The organism is Anaerobiospirillum sp. NML120449 (assembly GCF_023051105.1).
In the GTDB taxonomy this organism is placed as follows: Bacteria; Pseudomonadota; Gammaproteobacteria; order Enterobacterales; family Succinivibrionaceae; genus Anaerobiospirillum.
On record NZ_JALKIL010000006.1, the window covers coordinates 143,004 to 163,653 of the forward strand.

General features: G+C 50.2%; 7 protein-coding genes. 6 read left to right on the forward strand and 1 reads right to left on the reverse strand.

Annotated elements, in window-relative coordinates; all coding sequences use genetic code 11:
- Nucleotides 1-1,481: 1,481 nt before the first annotated feature.
- The 4 genes from MXE41_RS03290 to MXE41_RS03305 all read left to right on the forward strand — a co-directional run bounded on the left by MXE41_RS03290 (nucleotide 1,482) and on the right by MXE41_RS03305 (nucleotide 15,464).
- The gene (locus MXE41_RS03290; protein ID WP_247099355.1) at nucleotides 1,482-6,350 is read left to right on the forward strand and encodes an AAA domain-containing protein; all 4,869 of its coding nucleotides are present in this window, start codon (nucleotides 1,482-1,484) and stop codon (nucleotides 6,348-6,350) included.
- Nucleotides 6,351-6,354: 4 nt separating this feature from the next.
- Nucleotides 6,355-9,267 carry a PIN domain-containing protein gene (locus MXE41_RS03295; protein ID WP_247099356.1) on the forward strand — a complete coding sequence of 971 codons (2,913 nt, stop codon included), beginning with the start codon at nucleotides 6,355-6,357 and terminating at the stop codon, nucleotides 9,265-9,267.
- Between the two features lie 645 nt (nucleotides 9,268-9,912).
- A complete protein-coding gene (locus MXE41_RS03300; protein ID WP_247099357.1) occupies nucleotides 9,913-12,873 on the forward strand; it encodes a hypothetical protein in 2,961 nt (986 codons plus the stop codon).
- 389 nt (nucleotides 12,874-13,262) lie between these two features.
- Nucleotides 13,263-15,464 (forward strand): hypothetical protein, encoded by a 2,202-nt coding sequence (locus MXE41_RS03305; protein ID WP_247099358.1) that lies wholly within the window; start codon nucleotides 13,263-13,265, stop codon nucleotides 15,462-15,464.
- A gap of 760 nt (nucleotides 15,465-16,224) precedes the next feature.
- On the opposite strand, the gene MXE41_RS13055 is transcribed toward MXE41_RS03305, so the two are convergent.
- A complete protein-coding gene (locus MXE41_RS13055; RefSeq protein WP_281503479.1) occupies nucleotides 16,225-16,353 on the reverse strand; it encodes a hypothetical protein in 129 nt (42 codons plus the stop codon).
- A gap of 195 nt (nucleotides 16,354-16,548) precedes the next feature.
- Here MXE41_RS13055 and MXE41_RS03310 point away from each other — a divergent pair, with 195 nt between their 5' ends.
- Nucleotides 16,549-19,551, forward strand: coding sequence for a hypothetical protein (locus tag MXE41_RS03310; RefSeq protein WP_247099359.1), 3,003 nt, complete (start codon nucleotides 16,549-16,551; stop codon nucleotides 19,549-19,551).
- Nucleotides 19,552-20,415: 864 nt separating this feature from the next.
- Nucleotides 20,416-20,650: hypothetical protein (locus tag MXE41_RS03315; protein WP_247099360.1), on the forward strand; the 235-nt coding region annotated here is incomplete at its 3' end.

Here is a 20,650-nt window from a genome sequence, read left to right on the forward strand (position 1 = left end):
GTGCTGACGCAGCTGTGTGCCGACAGCGGCGGTTTGCCTGCAGTTCAGCTGCGGGATTCGGACGAGAATGAACCAGGGCCTGTCCCTGTGCTTCTGCCTGTACCGGTGGCTGTCCTGCAGCCTGGCTGGTCATCAGTGTCGGTGCGGGCGCCGTAACGGCGTCTGGCGTACGGCGTATGGCGGGGGCAGTGGCCTCAGGCCGAGCCGATCGGCTTGTGCCGGTTGCAGGTTCACAGCATGAAACTTACATCTGTCTCGTAAGTTCACAGATGCAGCGGGCTGTTTACCCAGCTCCAGAGACAGCTCTGATGCAGCGTCAGATCTGTCTTTACGGGCAGATGGGTTACTGACGGGAAAGGCATACCGGCCTGACGTCCCTGACCTTTTGATTCTTTCAGAGGGCAGACGGGGCCGAGAGCCTTTACTCATGTGACCGCCAGGTCTTATGAGTAAGGGCTCCGGGCCAGGTATGCTGTCATCATCTGCTCTCTGCAGTGTACTGGCAGGAAATCATTGAAATGGACTTTGTGCTGCAGGAATGACTTTGGCTGATGCAGCAACTCCTGATGCCACATCAGACCAGTCGGATAGGCAGCACCGGCACCGGTATGACCGCAGCAGTTTATGTGCACTGTTGCGCAGCCCTTGCAGACTGCAGGCCGCAGACAGACGTCAGCAGACCTTAGCTGCAGGATGGACTCGTCTTTCTGGATGAGCTCAGTCCTGAGTTCATGCTCATGCAGCCGACTGTCGTCTCTGCATGCAGTCAGTAGCCGTGAACCGGCCGTGCACAGGCTGAACCTGATTCAGGCAATGCCTGACAGAGCAAAGCCTGATACGGCAAAGCCTGACAGGGCAAAGCCTGAGCAGGCATTGAGCCTCACCTTCATGTGCATGAAATCAGCTCATGGAGTAAAGCGGCCGGGTCTGCAAGTGGCTTATTCATGTCCGGCCTGTACCTGAGGCTTATGCCTTTGGCCGTCAGCGGCCTGCAGTCATGAACCTGGTATTAAGATAACAGCCGTCCATCTGATCGGGAAAAATCACTGCCAGCCAACAAGGCGGTCAGCTGCGTTGCCTGCACATTATGCCCTGGATGCCATCGCCAGGGCAGTAAATGTCGCATGCCATAAGGCTCGGCACATGCCCTGAGGAGCACATGGCTCCACAGCTCACGGCCCCGTGGCCTCGCACCGGCCTTCATGGCCGGTGGTGGCGAGGCCTTGCCGGGCATGGCGGGGCATGGCGAGGCCGGGCCTGCCTCCACGCCTTGAGGCGTGGGGCGGGCAGGTTACAGGGCAGCTGTCTTATCAGGTCCTGAATCTGTCATATCTGTCTTGCTGCATCTCCTCTGGAGACTGACTGCGGCTGCTGAGCCGGCTTTACGGCCATCCTCACCTTCTTCTTTTCTATGCTCTTCTTTCAGTCACTTCTCAGGTCTTTTGACTTCGGGCATGGTGGGTTGTGAACAGAGCATTCATATGACAACCAGACTCTTATCAGTCAGTCGTTCCAGAGTTGATGACCTGAGATTCCGAGCTCAGGGCGGTTCATCTCAATCATCAAACAGTGCAGACTCTGTCTCCGGATCTGCCTCAGATTCGGCATCATCTGCCCCTGTCAGCGGCACTGTCTACTGGCGTTTGCCGCCAGCTGGCGATGCCATGATCACCCTGGCAAAAAGCGTGGATTTTGCCCTGCGCAAGTATCGCCATCTGTATCCTGAGTTCAACCGCGACCGATCCGGAAAAAGCGACGAAGAGCTGTCACGCAGCTTCCTCATGCGCTTCTTTCCTCAGGATCTGAGCCATGATCTTGTATGCTGTATCAGCAATATCAACAACAGACCTGGTGATGACAGCCCTGATCGTCAGTACGACTACTACTGTATCCGTATTCCTGGTCATACTTCCTTTCCGGAGCTGCCGGAAAATGTGGCACTGTGTCTTGTAGGTACCCGCAAGCGCGATACAGATTCGCCATTTCTTCAGATAAGACGTGCCTCCATTACTTTTGGTCAGTCTGAGCCGGCTCCTTATGAGCTTATGGCAAAGGTCAAATTCCATTTGCTTGGAGGAAGCGAGTTTCCACCTGATGACAGACCAGGCACAAGGTCGGGCAATGTACTCAACCTCAGACAGGTTACCTCTCTTGAGCCTTTTGCCTTGAAGAATGCGGCCCGTTTCAAGGGCTGGAGCGACTTCCTTGACTTTAAGGACAATCTGGTCAAGCACAAGGCTCAGGGCCTGCGCTATCTGTTATGGAGTTACGACAGGCATTCGGGATGTATCCTCTTTTATGTTGTGGCTCCTGACAGGTTCTCAATGGACAGAGCCATCAGCACCATGAAAAGAGAGGTTGTCCATGCCTACAAAATTGAAGTTTCATCTGACTCCATGATCTTCAGTCTCCAGCTGGGCAAGGACAATAACAACTCTCTTAGTTCTGCCTTCAGTCAGATGGGACAGATTGTGCCTGGCGGTGTCACCGTTCTCGACCTGCGCCGTGGCAGTTCACGTGGTGGCAATGATTTCGCAAACCCTGACGACATTGCTCATGCTCGAGCAATGCTCCTGGACATAGTCAAGGAGGGCCGCACCAGCCTTAATCCTGACAGAGCTGTTATGGCCCTGATCAAAGTACAGCCATCTGAAGATCTGGAAAATGAGCTGTCGAAAATTGATTTTGATTATGTTCCACGTGAAGAGAAGGGCGATGGCAAAGCACGCTCTGTCGATCCCCGTGATCCATCCGTGCTTTTGCGCAAGGCCTTCAAAGGCATGCCAAGGCAGGGATTCATATCCATTTCCCTTTTAGGTGATCTGGCCCTGATCAACCGCCATCGTGAAGCTCTCAGGAATCTGTATTCCAATGATTCCTGTTACGCCCCTCATCTGTCCGGTTATCTTTTTGATATCACCTCGGCTCTTGAGCCTGAGTCAATTGAGGAGATTGACACCTGGTATAACGACAGTCTCAATGAGGCTCAGAAGCTGGCTGTGCGCAAGATGATCAGTGCGCCTAATATCTGCCTTGTTCAGGGCCCGCCAGGTACAGGCAAGACCACGGTCATTGCAGAGGCCTGCATGCAGCTGGCCGGGCGCGGCAACAGGGTGCTGCTTGCAAGTCAGTCCCATGATGCCCTTGATAATGCTCTGTCACGTCTGCAGAGCAACCCTCAGCTCAAGGTCATACGTCTGGCCAGGTTCTCTGAACGTATTACCGATGAGGGCAAATCCTTTACTGAAAGTGCCGTGCTGGGCCGTCAGTACCAGGCAATTGCCGATGATCTCAATGGTCGCTGTCTGGGACGTCTTACTCAGCTGCAGAACACTGCATCAGGACTGAAAGAATGGACTGAGGAGTTTGATTTCCTGCTCTCATCAATAGCCTCAGTCAGATCTGATCTTGAAGCTGTAAGCGCCATGCGTCAGAGCCAGGAGCGTCTTTTGACTGTATCTGATGATGTACTCAGAGAGCAGCAGATCATTGATGGCCGTATCAATGCCCTGGAAACATTGCAGAACTTCTTCAAGGCAGTTCAGCAGATCTGTATTGCCAGTGAGAGCCCGGACGTGCTGCAGCTGCGTGATGCTCTCAGGGAGAACAGCTCCATTGATGTGGTCCTTGCCAATATTACCTGGCCTGATGATGAAAAGCTCATGGCGGCCGGAGAGGCCTTTATGCGACTGGAGCAGCTGCTCCCTGAGGTCGGAGCCTTTGCTGATGATTACCTTGATCATCATGACAGGCGCGGCGCCATCATTGCCTCTGTCTGCAGGATGTGGCATCAGCTGAACCTTGATCTGTCATCAATGAAAATGGATCTGGAGAACACAGGGACACAAAGGTCATCTGTAAGCGCTCAGAACAAGGCCGAGCTTGAAAGCATCAAAAGGCAGATTTCCCTGCTCAAAGAGCAGCTGGGGGCATCTGATGAAATTGATAACAGCATGCTCGATGAACTGCGCCGTCTGAATGGACGTCGCACGGCTCTGACTCTTGGCAGCAACGCTGCAGGGGCGGGCCTTGCTTCCGTATGTGGTGATTATTCAGAGCGCTTCCCTGATTTCATCCAGGTACGTGATATTGGAGATGAAGGCCAGCTCAGGTTCTGGCTGAAAGATCGCAGCTCCATGATTGTCAATTTCAACCGCACTCTAAACCGTGCCATGGCCAGAGGTATTGAGGCTGCTGCAAATATGGAGCTTGAGCTGCTCAGCAAGAGCGAAGCCCTGGATGAGTCTTTAAGCACAGCCCGCAGAGCAAAGCAGGAGCTTGAGCTTATCAATGCTGAGTACAAGGAGACCGAAGAGCGTCTTGAAAAGTGGCTGGATACCCAGTACCAGCATGAAGCCTCTTTAAGAGACATTTATCTGGGGCTGCCGGAACTTGCAAGTCAGCTGGAAGCAAAGAATGAGGCTGCAGTATCCAGTAATGGAGACGCATCGAGCAAGGGGGCCGCATCCAGGAAGGGCTCAGCATCCAGGAAAGGAGCTGCATCCGGGCAGGACGCCGCAACCTCAACGGATCTGGCTGTGCCTGAGCTTACCCGTACTGTGCTCACCTCGCTTGCAAGGCAGTCAAACAGGCACGTACGCAGAGCCGCTGATGAGCGCGCATCCGAAGACGGACTGGCTGCACTCAGCGCAGCTGATGTCGGTACTGGCGATGCACTTAGCGGGCAGGCCGGTGTGGCAGGTGGTGCAGCTGCAGAGGTCCTGGACGACAGGTCAGTAAGCTCCGGCGGGGCCCTTGTACTAAGGCGCGGAGGCCGCCGCTGGCGTCTTGATGATGCTGATCTTGCCCGTCTGCTTGAAGAGCAGAAGAAGATGCAGGCCATGGTTCAGGAGCAGCTTGTCAGCTTTGAAAAATCAAACGGCCAGATGCTGCCTCTGTATCGCAAGATGGCAGAGATTCTCAAGAATCCTGAAGAGCGTGCAACAAAAGAATGGAAGCTTATGAAGGACACATATCTGGCCAGCTGCAATGTGGTGGCCATGTCCTGCAATGAAAGCGAGAAGACCCTTGTCAACAACAAATTTGACGGCTTTGATGTGGTCATTATCGATGAGGTTTCAAAGGCAACTCCTCTTGAGATGCTGCTGCCTCTGATGCGTGCCCCGCGCGCCATTCTGGTAGGCGATCACCGCCAGCTTCCGCCAATTTTCAATGAGTCTGACGGCGTCTCTCTCAGCGAGCATGTCGAACAGTCTGTAGATGATTATGGCTTTGACCATGACGCCAGACAGGCAGCTCAGGACACCACCTCTCCGGCTGCGCTTACCCAGCAAAATCTGGAGCGCTATCAGGACATGGTTACTGCCAGTCTGTTCAAGGAACTGTTTGAAAAGTGTCCGGATACCTTAAGACAGCGTCTTAACATCCAGTTCCGCATGCATCCAGCCATTATGCAGCTCATCAACCGCTTCTATGATGACGCCCTGATCTGCGGTAATCCTGAACAGCCACGTGAACATGGCCTTTCATTTACCACACCGTCAGGCACCAGGTTAATGAGCGAAAAAGATCATGTGCTGTGGGTGGATACCACTCTCAATGAGAAAGGCGCATCTTTCCAGATTTCAAAGGAGCGCAATGTCAATGAGGTTGAGGCCCGCCTGATTGCCCGTACTCTTGTGGACATAGACCGTCAGTGCTCACTTAAGGGCTACAGTCGTGATAACCGTCTCAAGGTTGGTGTGGTGTCTTTCTATCAGCCTCAGTGCAGAGTTATTCGTTCTGAAATCTCAAAACTGCTTGGCCGCAACAACAACCTCTTCTCCTGCATTGATGTGGAGATCAATACCGTGATCCGCTATCAGGGCAAGGAAAAGCCGGTGATTATCCTGTCCCTGGTCAAGAACAACGGCGGACCAATGGACCAGAAGTTCGGTTCGGGCAGAGCCAATATTGCCCGCTTTGAGTTTATCAACGTGGCCATGAGCCGTGCCCAGAACCTTCTTATGGTCTTTGGTGCCCGCAACATGCTGCAGAACCGTTCAGTCAGACTGCCGCGCATGGACAGCACCGGCTACGACGACAGAATGGTCTACAAGAATATGTTTGACTACCTGGAGTTCACAGCCAAAGACGGCTCAATTACCACTACCAGGGAGTTCCTGATGACCCTGCCTGATGATGAGGCCATCAGAAGTCAGAGCATGGCATCCGCCTCCGGCAGGGGCAGCGTTAAGAGCAAGGGCAGAGGCGCACAGTTACGTGCCGGGAACAGTTCAGGATCTGCAGGACCAAAAGTGTTCAGAAACGGGCAGGCTGCAGATGGCATAACAGTTAATCATGATGCCGCAGATGATCAGGCAGGCACTCAGGATAAGGATGGAGAGTAGGAAGATGAGCAAAACAGAAAAAGAAAAGCGCGTAGATCTGCTTGCTTTTGATCTCAGTGCCTCAGCCACGCCTTATGCCATCACGTACGAGTATGCCAAGGTACGCGTTCTGACCATGCCTGAAGAGCTGGTACTGGCTCTGCTGTGCGATACCTCGCTTCAGGACAGCGGGTACGAGGACATTCCTCTTTTTGAGCTCACCCGTGAACTGCGCATTGATGATGGCTTTGTCCACAATGCCCTGGATAATCTGATGAGCGAAGACATGATCGAGATGTACGGTTCTGAAGGGGAGGAAATAACCTCAGACAGGCTCGAGGAGGCGCTGGTCGGTGATTTTGATGTTAACGACAATGCAAGTCGCTTTTACAAATACAAGCGCTTTGTCGGCAAGCCTAATCTCAAGGAGGAGAACCTCTATTTCTGTCCATTCTATGATCGCTTCGTAGACAAAGAAGAAATCAAGAGTGCTCTCAAAACTGATCATGACCAGTATCATGGCGATGACGATGGTTATGATGATGATGACTTCTATGAGCAGTCGGCAGCTTCACAGAAAACTGAACAGAACGACTCTCAGGTTTCTTCATCCCGCCTTAAGCTCTCCTGGCAGTGCAGTGCCTCACAGGCATCCGGAGCTGGAGCGGCGGCGGGAGCCGGGGCAGGCGCCATGCGCGCCGGGGGTGGACGCTCAGGTACCGGACGCTCAGGTACCGGGCGCTCAGGGGGTCGTGCCGACAGCGCTGTCTTTGAGCAGACAGATCCCGTACCGCCTTCGGCAGTTGCCTCAGATGATCTGCTGCGCCACATGGCTGTAGCCAGAGTAAATGATGGCAGATTGTTTCCTGAGGACTGCTCTCTGACAGAAAACGGTGTAGAGTTTAAGCCTCTTGATGAGGAAGCAGGTACCGTGACCTCGGAGATCAAGATAATGATCGAGCCTGGCAGCGGCAATCTGTCACTGTTTTCTTCAGAAGGCATGGTTGATTCATTTTTGAACCGCTGTGATGACAGACTCAAGCTCAATTATCTGATTTCTCCGCTGCTGTCACGCATCGCCACCATGCACCGCAAGGCCTGTCAGGGCGCCATGGAGGCCTTATCCGAGCATAAAACAGATCTGTTTTCGGGCCTGAAAAAGGCTCTGACCAGAAGAGGCCGGGAAAATGAGCAGGAGCATGAAGTCATTGCATCAGGTCAGTTCATGCCGTCCATGCCTGATGGTGCCAAGCACAAAATCAGCTTCATGGCCACGGATCTTTATTACCGGGCTGCAGACGGATCCTGTTTGCGTCGGGACAATCCTGATCTCAGCTGCTGGCGTTTCATGGACAATGATGAGCCTGCAGTGGTGATATGCGATCGCTCCATGGTTGAGCGCATGCTGGGCATGACCGCTGACGATGAGACATATGTTGGCTGCTGCAATCAGGATGTGGTGACCATGTTTATGCACGAGATTCTGGATAAAAGAGAGCGCCACCGCAGACCTACCATGGTGATAGTGCTTGACCAGGACAATGCAGACTCACTGCATGACATGACGGACTATGCCACCGGAGAGATCAGCGCTGCAGCCCGGGAATTTGCCCGACGTATCAGTGCTGTAAATCCATGGAAGCATACCGGATTTATGATGCGCAGCCGACCTGAACTTGCCCGTGAGTATGAAGTCAATGCCAAAGCGGTCAGTGACAGCAAGGATCAGAAGAAAGTCAGAGAGTGCTGGCAAAGGATCATCAATGACAGCTTTTCCTTCATGGCAATGGTCAATCTCAGATCAGGCGAGAGCCTGCTGCTCAGGCCTGAACATGTTGACTGCCATTTTGCCGGTCAGACTTTTGAACTGGACCGTGCTTCGGTATGGGCAATAAATGCTCCGGATATGCTTCAGATGCGGCCTTTTGCTGCCTGCAGCGACGAAGAGCTGGTCATGATGAGCAGGATGGCAGGTCAGATATCAGTCCATAATCATGTGGGTCCTTTCACTGTGAATCGCCTCGAAAGCCTGATTGACAGGGGCTTTGTCAAGATTGACTCGGTGCCGGACTCCTTCTTTAAAGGACTGCATTCAGTCAGCTCCTCTGATGAGCTCGATCGCCTCAATAAAACAGTCTACAGCTCCTATGGCCGCAAGAAGCTCTCGCTTAAGTCTTTTGACACCGGCATTCGTTTCGAGGTCATGAGGCGCAGTCTTGGTTATGTCAGCAGCAGAAATTCAGGCCGGAACAGGAAACTGTTCAACATTGCTGCACTGAGCGGACAGGGCAGCAAACTCAACTTTGATGTCTATGAGTTCAGCCGCCTGATAAAGCTGCGTGAGTTTGCTGACGGATTTGACAGCAACAGACCTCAGAGCCTTATTGGGCAGAAAGATCTGTGGCCTGATCTTCTGGATCCTGACAATCTGCAGCTTGAGATGATGGAGCTGTTTGAGGAAAAGGATTTTGATTCTGTAGAGCAGTACTTTGAGCCGCTCAGCCGGGTACGTCGTGAGATTTTCAAGATCTTTGAGCCTGTAAACAGAAAGGCATCCTATGCTGTTCTTGACACCAATTATGTTCTTGATCACGCCACTGATCTGCACCGCCTGTTCCATGATCGAACCGTGCTGATTCCTGACACTGTCATGAGCGAGCTTGACGGTATCAAGCACTCACGCAACAAAGCTCAGTCAGTCAAGGACAAGGTAAGCCGCAGCCTTAACTCTCTGGAAATGATCAGGGACCGAATGAAGATCATTACTGCAAGTGAGCCGCTCATTAACATGGTAAGAAGCGTCAACACCCAGACCAACCAGGATGACCGCATTCTGGCTGCAGCTCTCAGGTATATGTTCAACAATACTGTTTTCTATTCATCAGACCGCCAGTGCAATATCAAGGCAGGACAGCTCGGTCTTCAGACAAAATCCTGACGCACCATGTGCACTGTCAGCTGCCGTCACGGCGGCTGGCCGTGCCGCCGTGTCAGCCCCATAAACTCTCTGCACCTGCAGCCATGACATGGGGCTGGTGTCGGGGCAGGGCGACACCACGGGGCTTCATGGCAGAACATAACCGCAGTTTTAAGGGCAGCGTCATCAGGCTGCCATAAGCACATGCTGCAGCAGGCGACGCTTGTCAGGCATTGCCCTGCGACCTGTGGTTACTGTGCTCAGGGCTGCTTGCGGGCAGCTTAGTGTCAGCAAACATAACAAATTAAGGAAGTGTATATGAGTACGATTTTTGAGTTCCAAGTGCTGTTTCGTGGATTTGTTGAGCTCCATGGGAAACATGAGCAGGAACGGGCAGTTTCAGGCCTCAGCAGTTTTGATGACTTAATCATGAAAAGGGGAAAAACATGTGAAAAAGTGGATCTCGTAATGTCAGATGATTTCAGCGTTGACGCAGGCTGTGAAGTTATCTGCATGTATTCAGGACAGGTTTTGAGCAATTCTGATAATACTGGCAGTCTTAGCCATGAGGTGATGGCACTGACCCGGAGGAGGTTGCTGGATAAGACCATTCAGGACCATGGTAATTTGGAACACTCCCCGGGCCAATCGCATGACAGTACTTGCATGTTGCTGCAGGCTCCTTTCGTTATAAAAGTTAACGAAAGTCATGAGCTGACTCTCAGCAGCGGCGATGAATACTTTGCATCATGGCTTGCTGATGCTGACAGGAATTTTCTCTACGAAAATCTGATCAGGCCAGTATTCTCCGCGCTTGAGCAGGAGTCCGAAAGCATTGCCAAAGTACACACAGGTGCACTCAGGATATCAGTACCATCATCTGCTGCTGACACCGCAGCCAATGCCTGTGTTGACAGCTGCAATGACACGGATATCGAGCACAGCTTCGTAAATCATCGTGCAGGTGTGATTACAAGTGACTGTGCCTTGATGCCATCAGCTTTGCCAGATCCTGATACTTTCAGAAGCGAATCCGAATCTGCATCATGGTGCCTCTCTAATGGAGCCAGAGCTCTGAATTTACCGATAAAACTTATGGAAAAAAGCCGTGGTCAGGTTTTTGTAATTGGACATGAGCTTTATCTGGACATGATGAGTCGGTTTGAGCGCAGCAGGTATAAGGACTTTCTGGGCCGTGAGAGAGTGGATGGGCCTCAGTTGACAGCTCTGGAGTTCATACTGGAAAAGTCCCCACATTCTGTTTGTATGGTGCTGTGGCCTGAAAAAGACTACTGCGCAATCAAGCCTGCTGATGAGTGTGATGACAGTTCAGTAACCTGGCTACATGCTCTGGAAGAGGATACAGATGCAGCTGCTTCCGGGGATGAAACCAGGACCTGCAGCTCAGCCGGTGTCCTGGACAGATGGTGGCCATTGCCTGAAGGAAAAAGCAGTGACAGATCATGGCCTCGTAAAGTCGGCTTTGTTATGGCCAGTGCAGTCAGAGTGGCTGACGATCTAAAGTCGATGTACAAAGCAAAGTGCCAGCAGGACGGAATGGAGAGGGACTGTCAGAAAGAGTATGGATACTGGCGTTTTGTAAAGCATATCCAGAGAAAGATTATGGTGCTTGATTACACGGACAAAAAGGCCATGCTTCTCAGTCCTGAGTCACTTGACTGCAACTGGCAGGATAGCAGTGTAAAACTCCCTTTGCTGTTCATATATGAAATGGAGTTTGTGGACATGGTTAATCTTCCGTCGGTTGAGTGTAATGATGCGCAGGCTTTGGTTGCTCTGGCTCAGGTTCTGCCGGTGGACAATCTGCCAGACAGCCTAATAAGGATACATCCTGAGCTTCTCAGGCATTTCAATGTCTGTCCTCAGGGATGTACACAGGACGGATTGCAGCGTCTTGTTGACCGCCTCGATTTTGTCGAGACAGAAGAGCAACTTAATCAGCTTTACTCTTTCCTTAAACACTTCCCTTTCAATGTGTCTATGGCAAATGACAGATTGGAGACTGTGCGCTGTCTGGATGTCCTCACAAACAAGTATTCCGATAATCTTTATGACAATCTTGGCATCAAAGGTATGGAGTGGCTCGATGATATCAGGGAGTTCAATGAGCTCTATAGTGCTTCTGGACTTACCAGGGAGCTGCTCAGTCACAGGGGACTTGCCTGCGTTAATAACATCAGCAGGCTTATTTATCAGGCTGTATATAACTGCCCTGTTTCATGGGAGCTTTTTAACTCCAGTAGTTTGATTACAAAGGCAAAGGAGCTCAAAGAGTTATTCTTATGTATTTACTCAAAGCATGAAGAGTCAGCTGATTTCAAGTCTCTTATGAGCGACTCATGGTGCATTCCTGATCCAGCTACAGCAGCCTTGAGCTTATCAGACCAAAATGTTGTCAGTCGCAGTGAGCCGTTGGCTGTAGTTGATGCCGAATTTCTCATGGGTAACTACCACAACATCGTCAGGGCAGTAGGACGTCGCACTATTGTCATTCCATCTACTGTGCTTACAGGACTTTTCTATCGCAGGTTTCACTTTGACCCGGCAATGAAGCTGATAGCCAATCATGCTCAGAGAGCGATCATTGAGCTTGGTGACAGTGCAGTCTTCTATTCTCCTGATTACTGTCTGACATCCATGGTGGCAAAGAAAGGCAAAGAAAACCAGAAGAACGAGAGCAATGATGACTGGGAGAGCTATATCAGCATCTCCGGTATTCCAGATTTATCTCAGGTATCTGCAGAAGGTTGTGAAGGCAGGAGCGGTGAAAACGCAGGCGTCCTCTGCAGCGACAGCTGCATCAGCGCCGCCATATGTATGCAGGCATATGATGTTGTTCTTTATACCGGCAACAAAGATACAGCCAGAAAGGCCAACCAGCTGGGCGTTAAGACTGTATTCAGCGGTACTGTCAATGAGCTTTACAGCAAACAGGCTCAGCTCAGAGATCAGTCAGTCAGACAGAGTAAGAACAGTGAGAAGGAACTCAGGAGCTATAAGGAGCTTGATCTGTATACATATGACAGGTCCCTGAGCTTTATCAAACAGGATCTGGATGAGCTTTCATGGATGGACTGCTACCATGCGCGAGAACTAGGCTTGCCTGAGAACTTTATCATGGCACTTTACGCTCATGATAAGAAGCTGCAGGAGGCGACTGAAAAGGCCCAGCTATTTAGCAAGGGATTTAATCCAGGCTTTTTCGCTGAATATATCAAGGTAGCATTACGTCCTCCATCCAGCTCTGTTTACAGAGAGCAGATGCTTATCCTGCGCCGTGGGCAAACCAAACTGTCACGTGAGCTGCTTGATGAAAGCATGCTTATCACTTCAGACGGTATGAAAAAGTGGGGGTCTGAGGGAGTCGGAGACGGCAAGAATTCTTCTGACAAGATTTTTTTTACCGCACCAGGCATCAAGAGCCAGATTGACCATTGCAATGGCCGGTCTGAAGGCTCAGAGAAAATGTCTGACAGATATGAGTCAGAGGGCAGTCATGAAGCAGACATGAAAGCCGCAGCCTACCAGATGAGATACATCAAGTTACATACAAACTACAAGAAGCTGTTTGGAGACAAATACCCATGGTTGTTTCCAGAGGATTAGCAACGGTCATCAGGCCATAAGCTGACTGGTTTCAGACAAAAAATCAGCTTCATGCAGCCCATGTTTAACCAGCCATATCAATACATGACCGCTGGGAGTGCTGACAAAACAATGTCTCAAGAACTTCACGCATTCTCAGCGGCATGTAAATGCGGCCAGCCCGGTCGCGACAGCGGTCGTCACGGTGGACGTACCAGCCTCCGTGTCTGCCCCATAAACTCTCTGCACCAGCAGACAGTACATGGGGATGGCTGGTGTAAGGCAGCACATTCAGGTTCCAGCAAGCAGCTGTCCCTGAGCGATACAGGCCTCTGAAATGTAGCTATACGGGGCAGCTCAAATTGTGGTCAGCAGTTTGTCAGCATACAAGACAAATTAAGGAAGTCTATATGAAAACGACAATTGAGTTCTCAGTTCTTTTTAACGGAAATGTTCGTGTTCGCGAACAAAATACGCAGATCATGTCAGATTCTGGTCTCAGCGATCTTGATCACTTAATCATGACAACGGGCATCACACTGGAAAATGCCAGTCTATTAGATGTAGACAACGGCCAGGTTGACGAATGCTATGCATGTATATGCAACTATGAGGGAGATGTGTTGATCAGTTCTGATAAGACCTGCAGTCAGAGTCATGTGGTGACGGCATTAACATGCAGGGAGTGGCAGAACAAGACCAGCCATAACAATGGCATTTTGGAGGATTTTTTGTACCTGTCTCCTGACTTTTCCCCGGCACAGAGATATACATACAAAATGTTGCAAGTTCCCGTGGTCATAAAAGTTCAAGCTGATAATTATTATAAGAATGGTATCAATGTACTTAATGCCATTAGGATTCGCCGTGGACTCAAGCCTTTAGGCGATGATGAAGAGTTTCATGCTCTTAGAGGTTTTAATTTTGATTTTAGCAGCCGAGATGAGCACTTTGCAGCCTGGCTGGAGAGCGCTGACAAGGATTTTATGATTGAAAATATGATCATGCCGGTATTCTTGGCTCTTGGGCAGGAAGATGATGGCATTGCCAGCATAACAAGCCTGGTTGACATGGTTAAGGATTTAGAGAGTTTAGAGGATCTGGCCCAGCTGAATTCTCGCCTTAAACGCTTCAATTTCAAGGTAACGCTTTCTTCTAAAAGCCAATTGTTAATAAAAGGCTTAGTACCTCAGTTTCTTAATCAAAGATATGGTGAAAAAAATGATTTTGATCAGCTGAGTATCGAGGGCTTTGAGTGGCTGGATGAGGTCAGGGAGTTCTGTGAAATCTTCAATGAGTCTGGGCTTACCGGAGATCTGCTCAACCACAGGGGGCTTGCCTATTTAAATAACATTGAGTTACTGATGGGGCATTACTGCTCGCTGGATGAGCGCAGGAGTTTAGAGAACACAAGTTTAATTAAAGAGACCATTCATCTCAGAAAGCTGTTAGGACCTGTTTTCTCCAGGTATGAAGATTCGCCTGAGTTCAGATCTCTTACTAGTAATGTCTGGTACAGGGCGGATCATGATACTGTTGATAAAATCCTGTCATATGACAATGCTGTCCATTTCGATAAGCCTCTTGCGGTAGTGGATGCTGAATTTCTTATGGGCAACTATCTCAATATAAGACAGGCAGTAAGAAATCGGACAATTGTTATTCCGGCAACTGTACTGGCCTCGCTTATATGCCACAGGTTCCACTTTGATGTTGCAATGAGTCTGATAGCCAACCATGCGCAGAGAGCAGTAATTGAGCTTGGAGAAACTGCAGTTTACTACGTTCCTGATTTCAACTTGACCTCCATGTTTGTCAGGACTGCAGCTGATGGCAGCGAAGGAAATAGCGGTACCTGCAGGTACAGCTGCATCAGTACGGCCATCTGTCTGCAGGCATACGACACAGTCTTGTATACAGGTAACCAGGAAACAGCCAGAAAGGCTGAGAAGCTGGGCGTGAAAACTGTATTTAGCGACTCTGTCAATGATCTTTACAGCAAGCAGGCTCAGCTTAGAGATCAGTCAATAACAATACTAAGGGACAATGATGATTATGAACTCAGGCGCTATGAGGAGCTGGAGCTGTATACATATGATAAGTCGTTGAGCTTAATTAAGACCAATCTGAATGAGCTGTCCTGGGGGAGCTGTTACATGTATTGCCGTCCGGAGCTGCCTGAGGAGCTGGTTAATGTAATGGCGGAGCAAAGAAAGCAACGCATTAATGACATGGATCATGAGCGTCAAATAAGAATGTGGACTAGCCATTATGGTGACAGCCATATGGCCTATTTTGATGATGATGATGATTGTTATGTTGATGAGGGACACTTAAACGACGTTGCATCAATGCCTTTATTCGAGTCTATCTACAGAAAGCCGCTGCTCGCAGTGCACATGGGCAGAACTGATTTATCCAGGGAACTGATTGATAAAAGAATGCTTATCACTACTGAGGGAATGAAGAAGTGGGCGGCTGAAGGGGGCAGAGATGGCCTGATATCTCCTGATGAAAGTCTGTTTGTATCACCTGGAATGAAGAACCTGCTTGAGTGTTGCAGAAGCATTTATGACAGCTCAAAGGAGCAGTTTGAAGGCGGTGACTCATAGGGAACCGGCTGTTGCCCGGGGATTGGCTGCGGGCATCAGGCCATATGCCGGTGTGCTGACACCGGCAGGTCTCAGGCCGTACATAAACGGCCCCAGGTGACCATGAAGACATATGACCGTATCAAGGCATGACTGCCGTCCGTACTGACTGAACAATTTCTCACGGGCTACACGCCTTATTATCGGCCTGTCAATACGGCCAGACCGGTAGCAACAGCAGTCGTCACGGCGGCCAGCCCGGTAGCGACAGCAGTCGTCACGGGGGCCAGCCCGGTCGCGACAGGGGGAGTCCCGGCGGCCGTACCAGCCTCCGTGTCATCCCAATGAACGCTCTGCACCTGCACCAGCACCTGCGCCAGCAGACATGATGATGGGCTGGAGCAGGGCAGCGCCATAGTCTTCATTGCCGAGCCATTGGCAGGCCGTAAGCTCGGCTGTAAGGCATTGGTCCCTGACCTGTGGTCATCCGGGCAGATCCAATTGCGATCAACCGCCATCAGATGCATGTCAGCAAGCAAAACAAGTTAAGGAAGTGTATATGAGTACGATTTTTGAGTTCTCAGTTCTGTTTAACGGACATGTTCATGTGCACGAACAAAATGAGCAGGACAGCCCTGTCTCAGTCCTCAGAGGCCTTGATGACTTAATCATGACCAGAGGCAGGATACAGGACAACGATGAAGTCGAAGATGACCAGAGTTACGGTTACTTTGAAGGCGATCCATTCTTTCAAAACTGTTACCAGCCATATGAAGAAACATTAGGGCATACGGGCAATGGCGACGAAGCAGATGTACTGAATTACAGTTATGATCATGGATATGAATGTGTCTGCAACTATCATGGTCATGTGCTGAGAAATGCCGATACGACCGGAAGTATGAGCCATGAGGTGACGGCAACACTATGGCGGCGTTTTCAGGAGGAAGCTCTTGTCAGATCCGGCAAATCATTGCATCTGTCCGATCGCAGGTTTATGTCGCATTGTGCACAGCCTGTAGATATTGGGCCGGATTATGATCCTTACATGATCCAGGATTGTGAAATACCACCTGCCAGAGAACAGGCAGAGGATCATCAGATCATGTTACTGCAGGCGCGTCTGGTCATAACAGTTAATGAAAGTCATGAGCTTGCTCTGAGCAGCAGCAACGAGAGCTTTGCGGCATGGCTTGCAGGTGCTGACAGAAACTTTCTGTATGAAATGCTGATCAGGCCGGTGTTCGCTGCTCTTGAGCAGGAGTCTGAAAGCATTGCAAAAGTACACACAGGAGATCTGAGGATATCAGGATCATTATCTGCAGTCTCTGCTGACCATATTTCTGATGCAGACAGTGATAAGCGAGCCGGAGAGCAGCGAGCAGGTTTGATTGCCAGTGACTGTGCCCTGATGACATCAGCTTTGCTGGGACGAAACACTTTTAAGCTTGTGGCTGAGGATCCTGCTTCAGGTTATGAATGTAGACTTGATCCAGAAGAAGGTTTACTTCCTAAAACCAGCAGTCTGAAGTGTGCGAAACACTTTATTGAAAATAGTTATGGTCTGGTATTTGTCATTGGACATGAGCTCTATCTGGACATGATGAGTCTGTTTAAGAGCAGCAGGTATAAGGATTTTCTGGGCCGTGAGCGATTGGAGGGGCCTCAGCTGACAGCTCTTGAGCTCATAATCTCCAACGCGTGTTTCAAACTGTGTTTCTATCAACCATGTGTCTGTGTTGTGCTGTGGCCTGAAAAAGAATACCGCGCCATCAAGCCCGGTGAGGGAGGTTTACGCGATTCCATAATGTGGTTACACGCACATGAAGAGGATGCAGATGCAGCCGCTTCAGCCGGGGGCATGCCCAGATGGACTTCATGGTGGCGAAGGTTTGATCCTGATAGTTACCAGTACGAAATGATTGATGAGAACGGCTTTCGTCATCTCTTTGATGGTTTTGACAGGTATGGCTCGCCTGTTTACGTCGAGGAGCCGTTATGGCCAAGTACTTGCGGCTTTGTTATGGCCAGCGCCGACAGACTGGCCGACGATCTCAAGTCTATGTACAAAGCCCAGTGCCAGAAGGATGGACGGGAACGCGAATACCAGAAAGAGTATGGCTACTGGCGCTTCGTAAAGCATCTCCAGAGAAAAATCATGGTGCTTGATTACCAGAGCAAATCGGCCATGATGCTCAGTCCTGAGTTTATTAACTGCAGCTGGCAGGACAATGACTTGAATTTGCCTTTGCTGTTTGGTTATGAAATGGAGTTTGTGGACATGGTCAATCTGCCGTCTTTTGAGTGTAACGACGTGCAGAGTTTTGTTTCCCTGGCAAGGGTGCTGCCAGTAGACAGTCTGCCAGACATCAGCTTCAAAATCCCTCCTGATTGTCTCAGATACTTCCGTTCTGACATTAAATTCGACAGGCAGTTTGGATACTCATTGAAATTCCATGACAAATATACGCATGGATCTAAATATTTATATATACCAAGAGGCTATACACGTCCAGGAATGCAGCGTCTGGTAGACAGACTTGCAGAAGTAAAGACGGAAGATGATCTGATGCAGCTGCTCAATTACCTGAGGAAATTTCCTTTCAAGGTGACGATTTCTCCTGACAGCTTCGAATACACGATCTGCCTTGATTTTCTCAAAGACAGATATGAGGAGAACAATCATTCTTACAACTCGGGAGTCAAAGAATTTCATCCGCTGGGTATCAAAGGGTTTGAGTGGCTTGATGATATCAGGGACTTCTATGAGTTATGTGGTAAGCAAGATGTTGACAGAGCGATTCTCAGTCACAGGGGATTGGCATATGTGAATAACCTGGATCTGCTTATCAGTCAGGCTGTTTATGATTGCCCGGTGTCATTGGAGCTGTTTAATTCAAGCAGTTTTATTAAAGAGATTCGCAATTTAAGTAAGCTGACACAGGCTTTTTTCTGCAGGTATGAGGATTCGGCAGAGTTCAGCTCACTTTTGAGCTGCCCATGGTGCCAGCCTGATCCTGATACTGTTGCCATGATCATGTCCGACCGCAGTATTGTCACCCGTGATGAGCCGCTGGCGGTAGTGGATGCCGAATTTCTCATGGGCAACTACCACAATATCAGACAGGCCACAGGCAAGCGTACCATTGTTATTCCGGCAACGGTACTGACGGCGCTTATCTGTCGCAGGTTACACTTTGATGTGGCTATGAATATGATAGCCAATCATGCGCAAAGAGCTGTAATTGAGCTTGGTGACCGAGCTGTCTACTTCACTCCTGATTTCGAATTTACTAACTGTTTGGCCATGGCCAGCCCGGAAAACCAGCAGGAAGTGCCCGTAGAAGAGCAGGATGGTAATGACGGCAGTGAAGGGATGGGGCATGACAGAGGCAACTGCAGTGACAGCTGCATCGCCACCGCACTCTCTTTGCAGACATACGACACAGTACTGTACACCGGCAGCAAAGATACGGCCAGAAAAGCCAACTTTCTCGGTGTTAAGACTGTATTCAGTGGTGCGGTCAATGATGTGTACGGCAAGCAGGCTCAGCTCAGAGATCAGTCATTAAGAAAGGCAGAGAATAATGATGACGAACTCAGGCTCTGTGAGGATCTTGGTCTGTATACATATGATAAGTCGCTCAGTCTGATGAAGAGTCAACTGGACGAGCTGTCCTGGACGAGCAGTTACCAGAGTGGCAACCCGGATCTGCCTGAAAATGTGGTAAAGGCCCTTGGCGTCCATGAGAAGAAGCTCAGGAAGGAGATAGACAGGGCAAAGGCCTTATTACGTTTATGTAATCCTTATCAGGGACTGTCCCAGGATTACACCAGTACGTCATCCCTTCCTCCAGCTGAGTCTGTCTACAGAAAGCAGCTGCATACAGTGCGCAGGGGCAGAACTGATTTGTCACGGGAGCTGATTGATAAACGAATGCTTATTACCGCCGAGGGCATGAAGAAGTGGACATCTGAAGGTGTCAGAGATGGCTTGATATCGCCTGACGAAAGCATGTTCGGCTCACCGGACATGAAGAGCCTGGTTGAGCGTCTGAGGAGCTGGTCTGAAAGCTCAGAGAAACAGTCTGACGGTGATGATTCATAGGGTATTGGCTGTTTCCTGAGGACTGGCATCCGGCATGAGGCCATAGTCCCACAGGCCCGATGCCATAAGGCTACAGGTCATACGGCAGTCAGCCCGAAGCATAAGGGTAAAGGTCGCAGACCACGCAGCCACAGGCCCGATGCCATAAGGCCACAGGTCATACGGCAGTCAGCCCGAATCATAAGGGCACAGGCAGCAGACCACGCAACCACAGGCCAGACGCCATAAGGCCACAGGTCATACGGCAGTCAGCCCGAAGCATAAGGGTAAAGGTCGCAGACCACGCAGCCACAGGCCCGATGCCATAAGGCCAAAGGTCAATTGGCAACAGGCTCACATGACAATCAAACAATAAGGACATGAGGCCGGAAACTGATTTTGCGCTGCTTCAGCTGTCGCAACGGCGTCGCATCAAATGCGGCACAGGTGCTGCGATCAGCAGGCGGCACAGCAGTAGCGCTTAAAGGCAGATTACGGCCTCAGGCAACAAGGATTAACAGAGCTTCAGTCCTGCTGTGTAACCGACAGTCCAGTTATGTGCACACATCCAGGCCAGTGCCCGGACAATCAGTATGCAGGCCCGGCTTAATGAGTCAGGCCCGTGTGATGAAATGAGCAGCCTGGGACTTGCGATGTGGGACTGGTCTTTACTTGCAACGGGGGCCATGCCCAGCCATGGGGCCATGCCCTGCGATGGAGGGCTGGTATGGACTGGTTGCGGCTGTACTGGTCCTGTATGGACAGGACCAGTATCAGATTTCAAAAGTTCACCCACTTAGTACCAGTCTGGACTTTTGGTTTGGGAAAGGGCTGAGAGCAGTCAAATAGATTTGATGGACAGAGCTTACTGTTCAAGGAGTAATTATGAGCAGACATGTAGGTGCCAACTGGCACCTGAAGGCACCAGTCAGAGAGGTGATTGCTGATAACAAAGATAATCTGGACCTCTGCAGGAAAATTTTCCAGAACGCTCAGAAATCGCAGGGTGCTGAGATCCTGCACGAAGAACTTAGTAAGGCGTCAGAGCGGCTTGACAGTTTTACTGCCTCAAACAATCAAAAGAATGCCAGAGATTTATTCCCTCGTATACTCAGGTTCA

Bases quoted from the DNA above. Each gene is read 5' to 3' on its own strand.
- MXE41_RS03300 (WP_247099357.1), top strand. From the start codon at position 9,913: ATGTTGCTGCAGGCTCCTTTCGTTATAAAAGTTAACGAAAGTCATGAG.
- MXE41_RS03305 (WP_247099358.1), top strand. From the start codon at position 13,263: ATGAAAACGACAATTGAGTTCTCAGTTCTTTTTAACGGAAATGTTCGT.
- MXE41_RS03295 (WP_247099356.1), top strand. From the start codon at position 6,355: ATGAGCAAAACAGAAAAAGAAAAGCGCGTAGATCTGCTTGCTTTTGAT.
- MXE41_RS03310 (WP_247099359.1), top strand. From the start codon at position 16,549: ATGTTACTGCAGGCGCGTCTGGTCATAACAGTTAATGAAAGTCATGAG.
- MXE41_RS03290 (WP_247099355.1), top strand. From the start codon at position 1,482: ATGACAACCAGACTCTTATCAGTCAGTCGTTCCAGAGTTGATGACCTG.
- MXE41_RS13055 (WP_281503479.1), bottom strand. From the start codon at position 16,353: ATGGCTCATACTTCCGGTCGTATCGGCATTTCTCAGCACATGACCATG.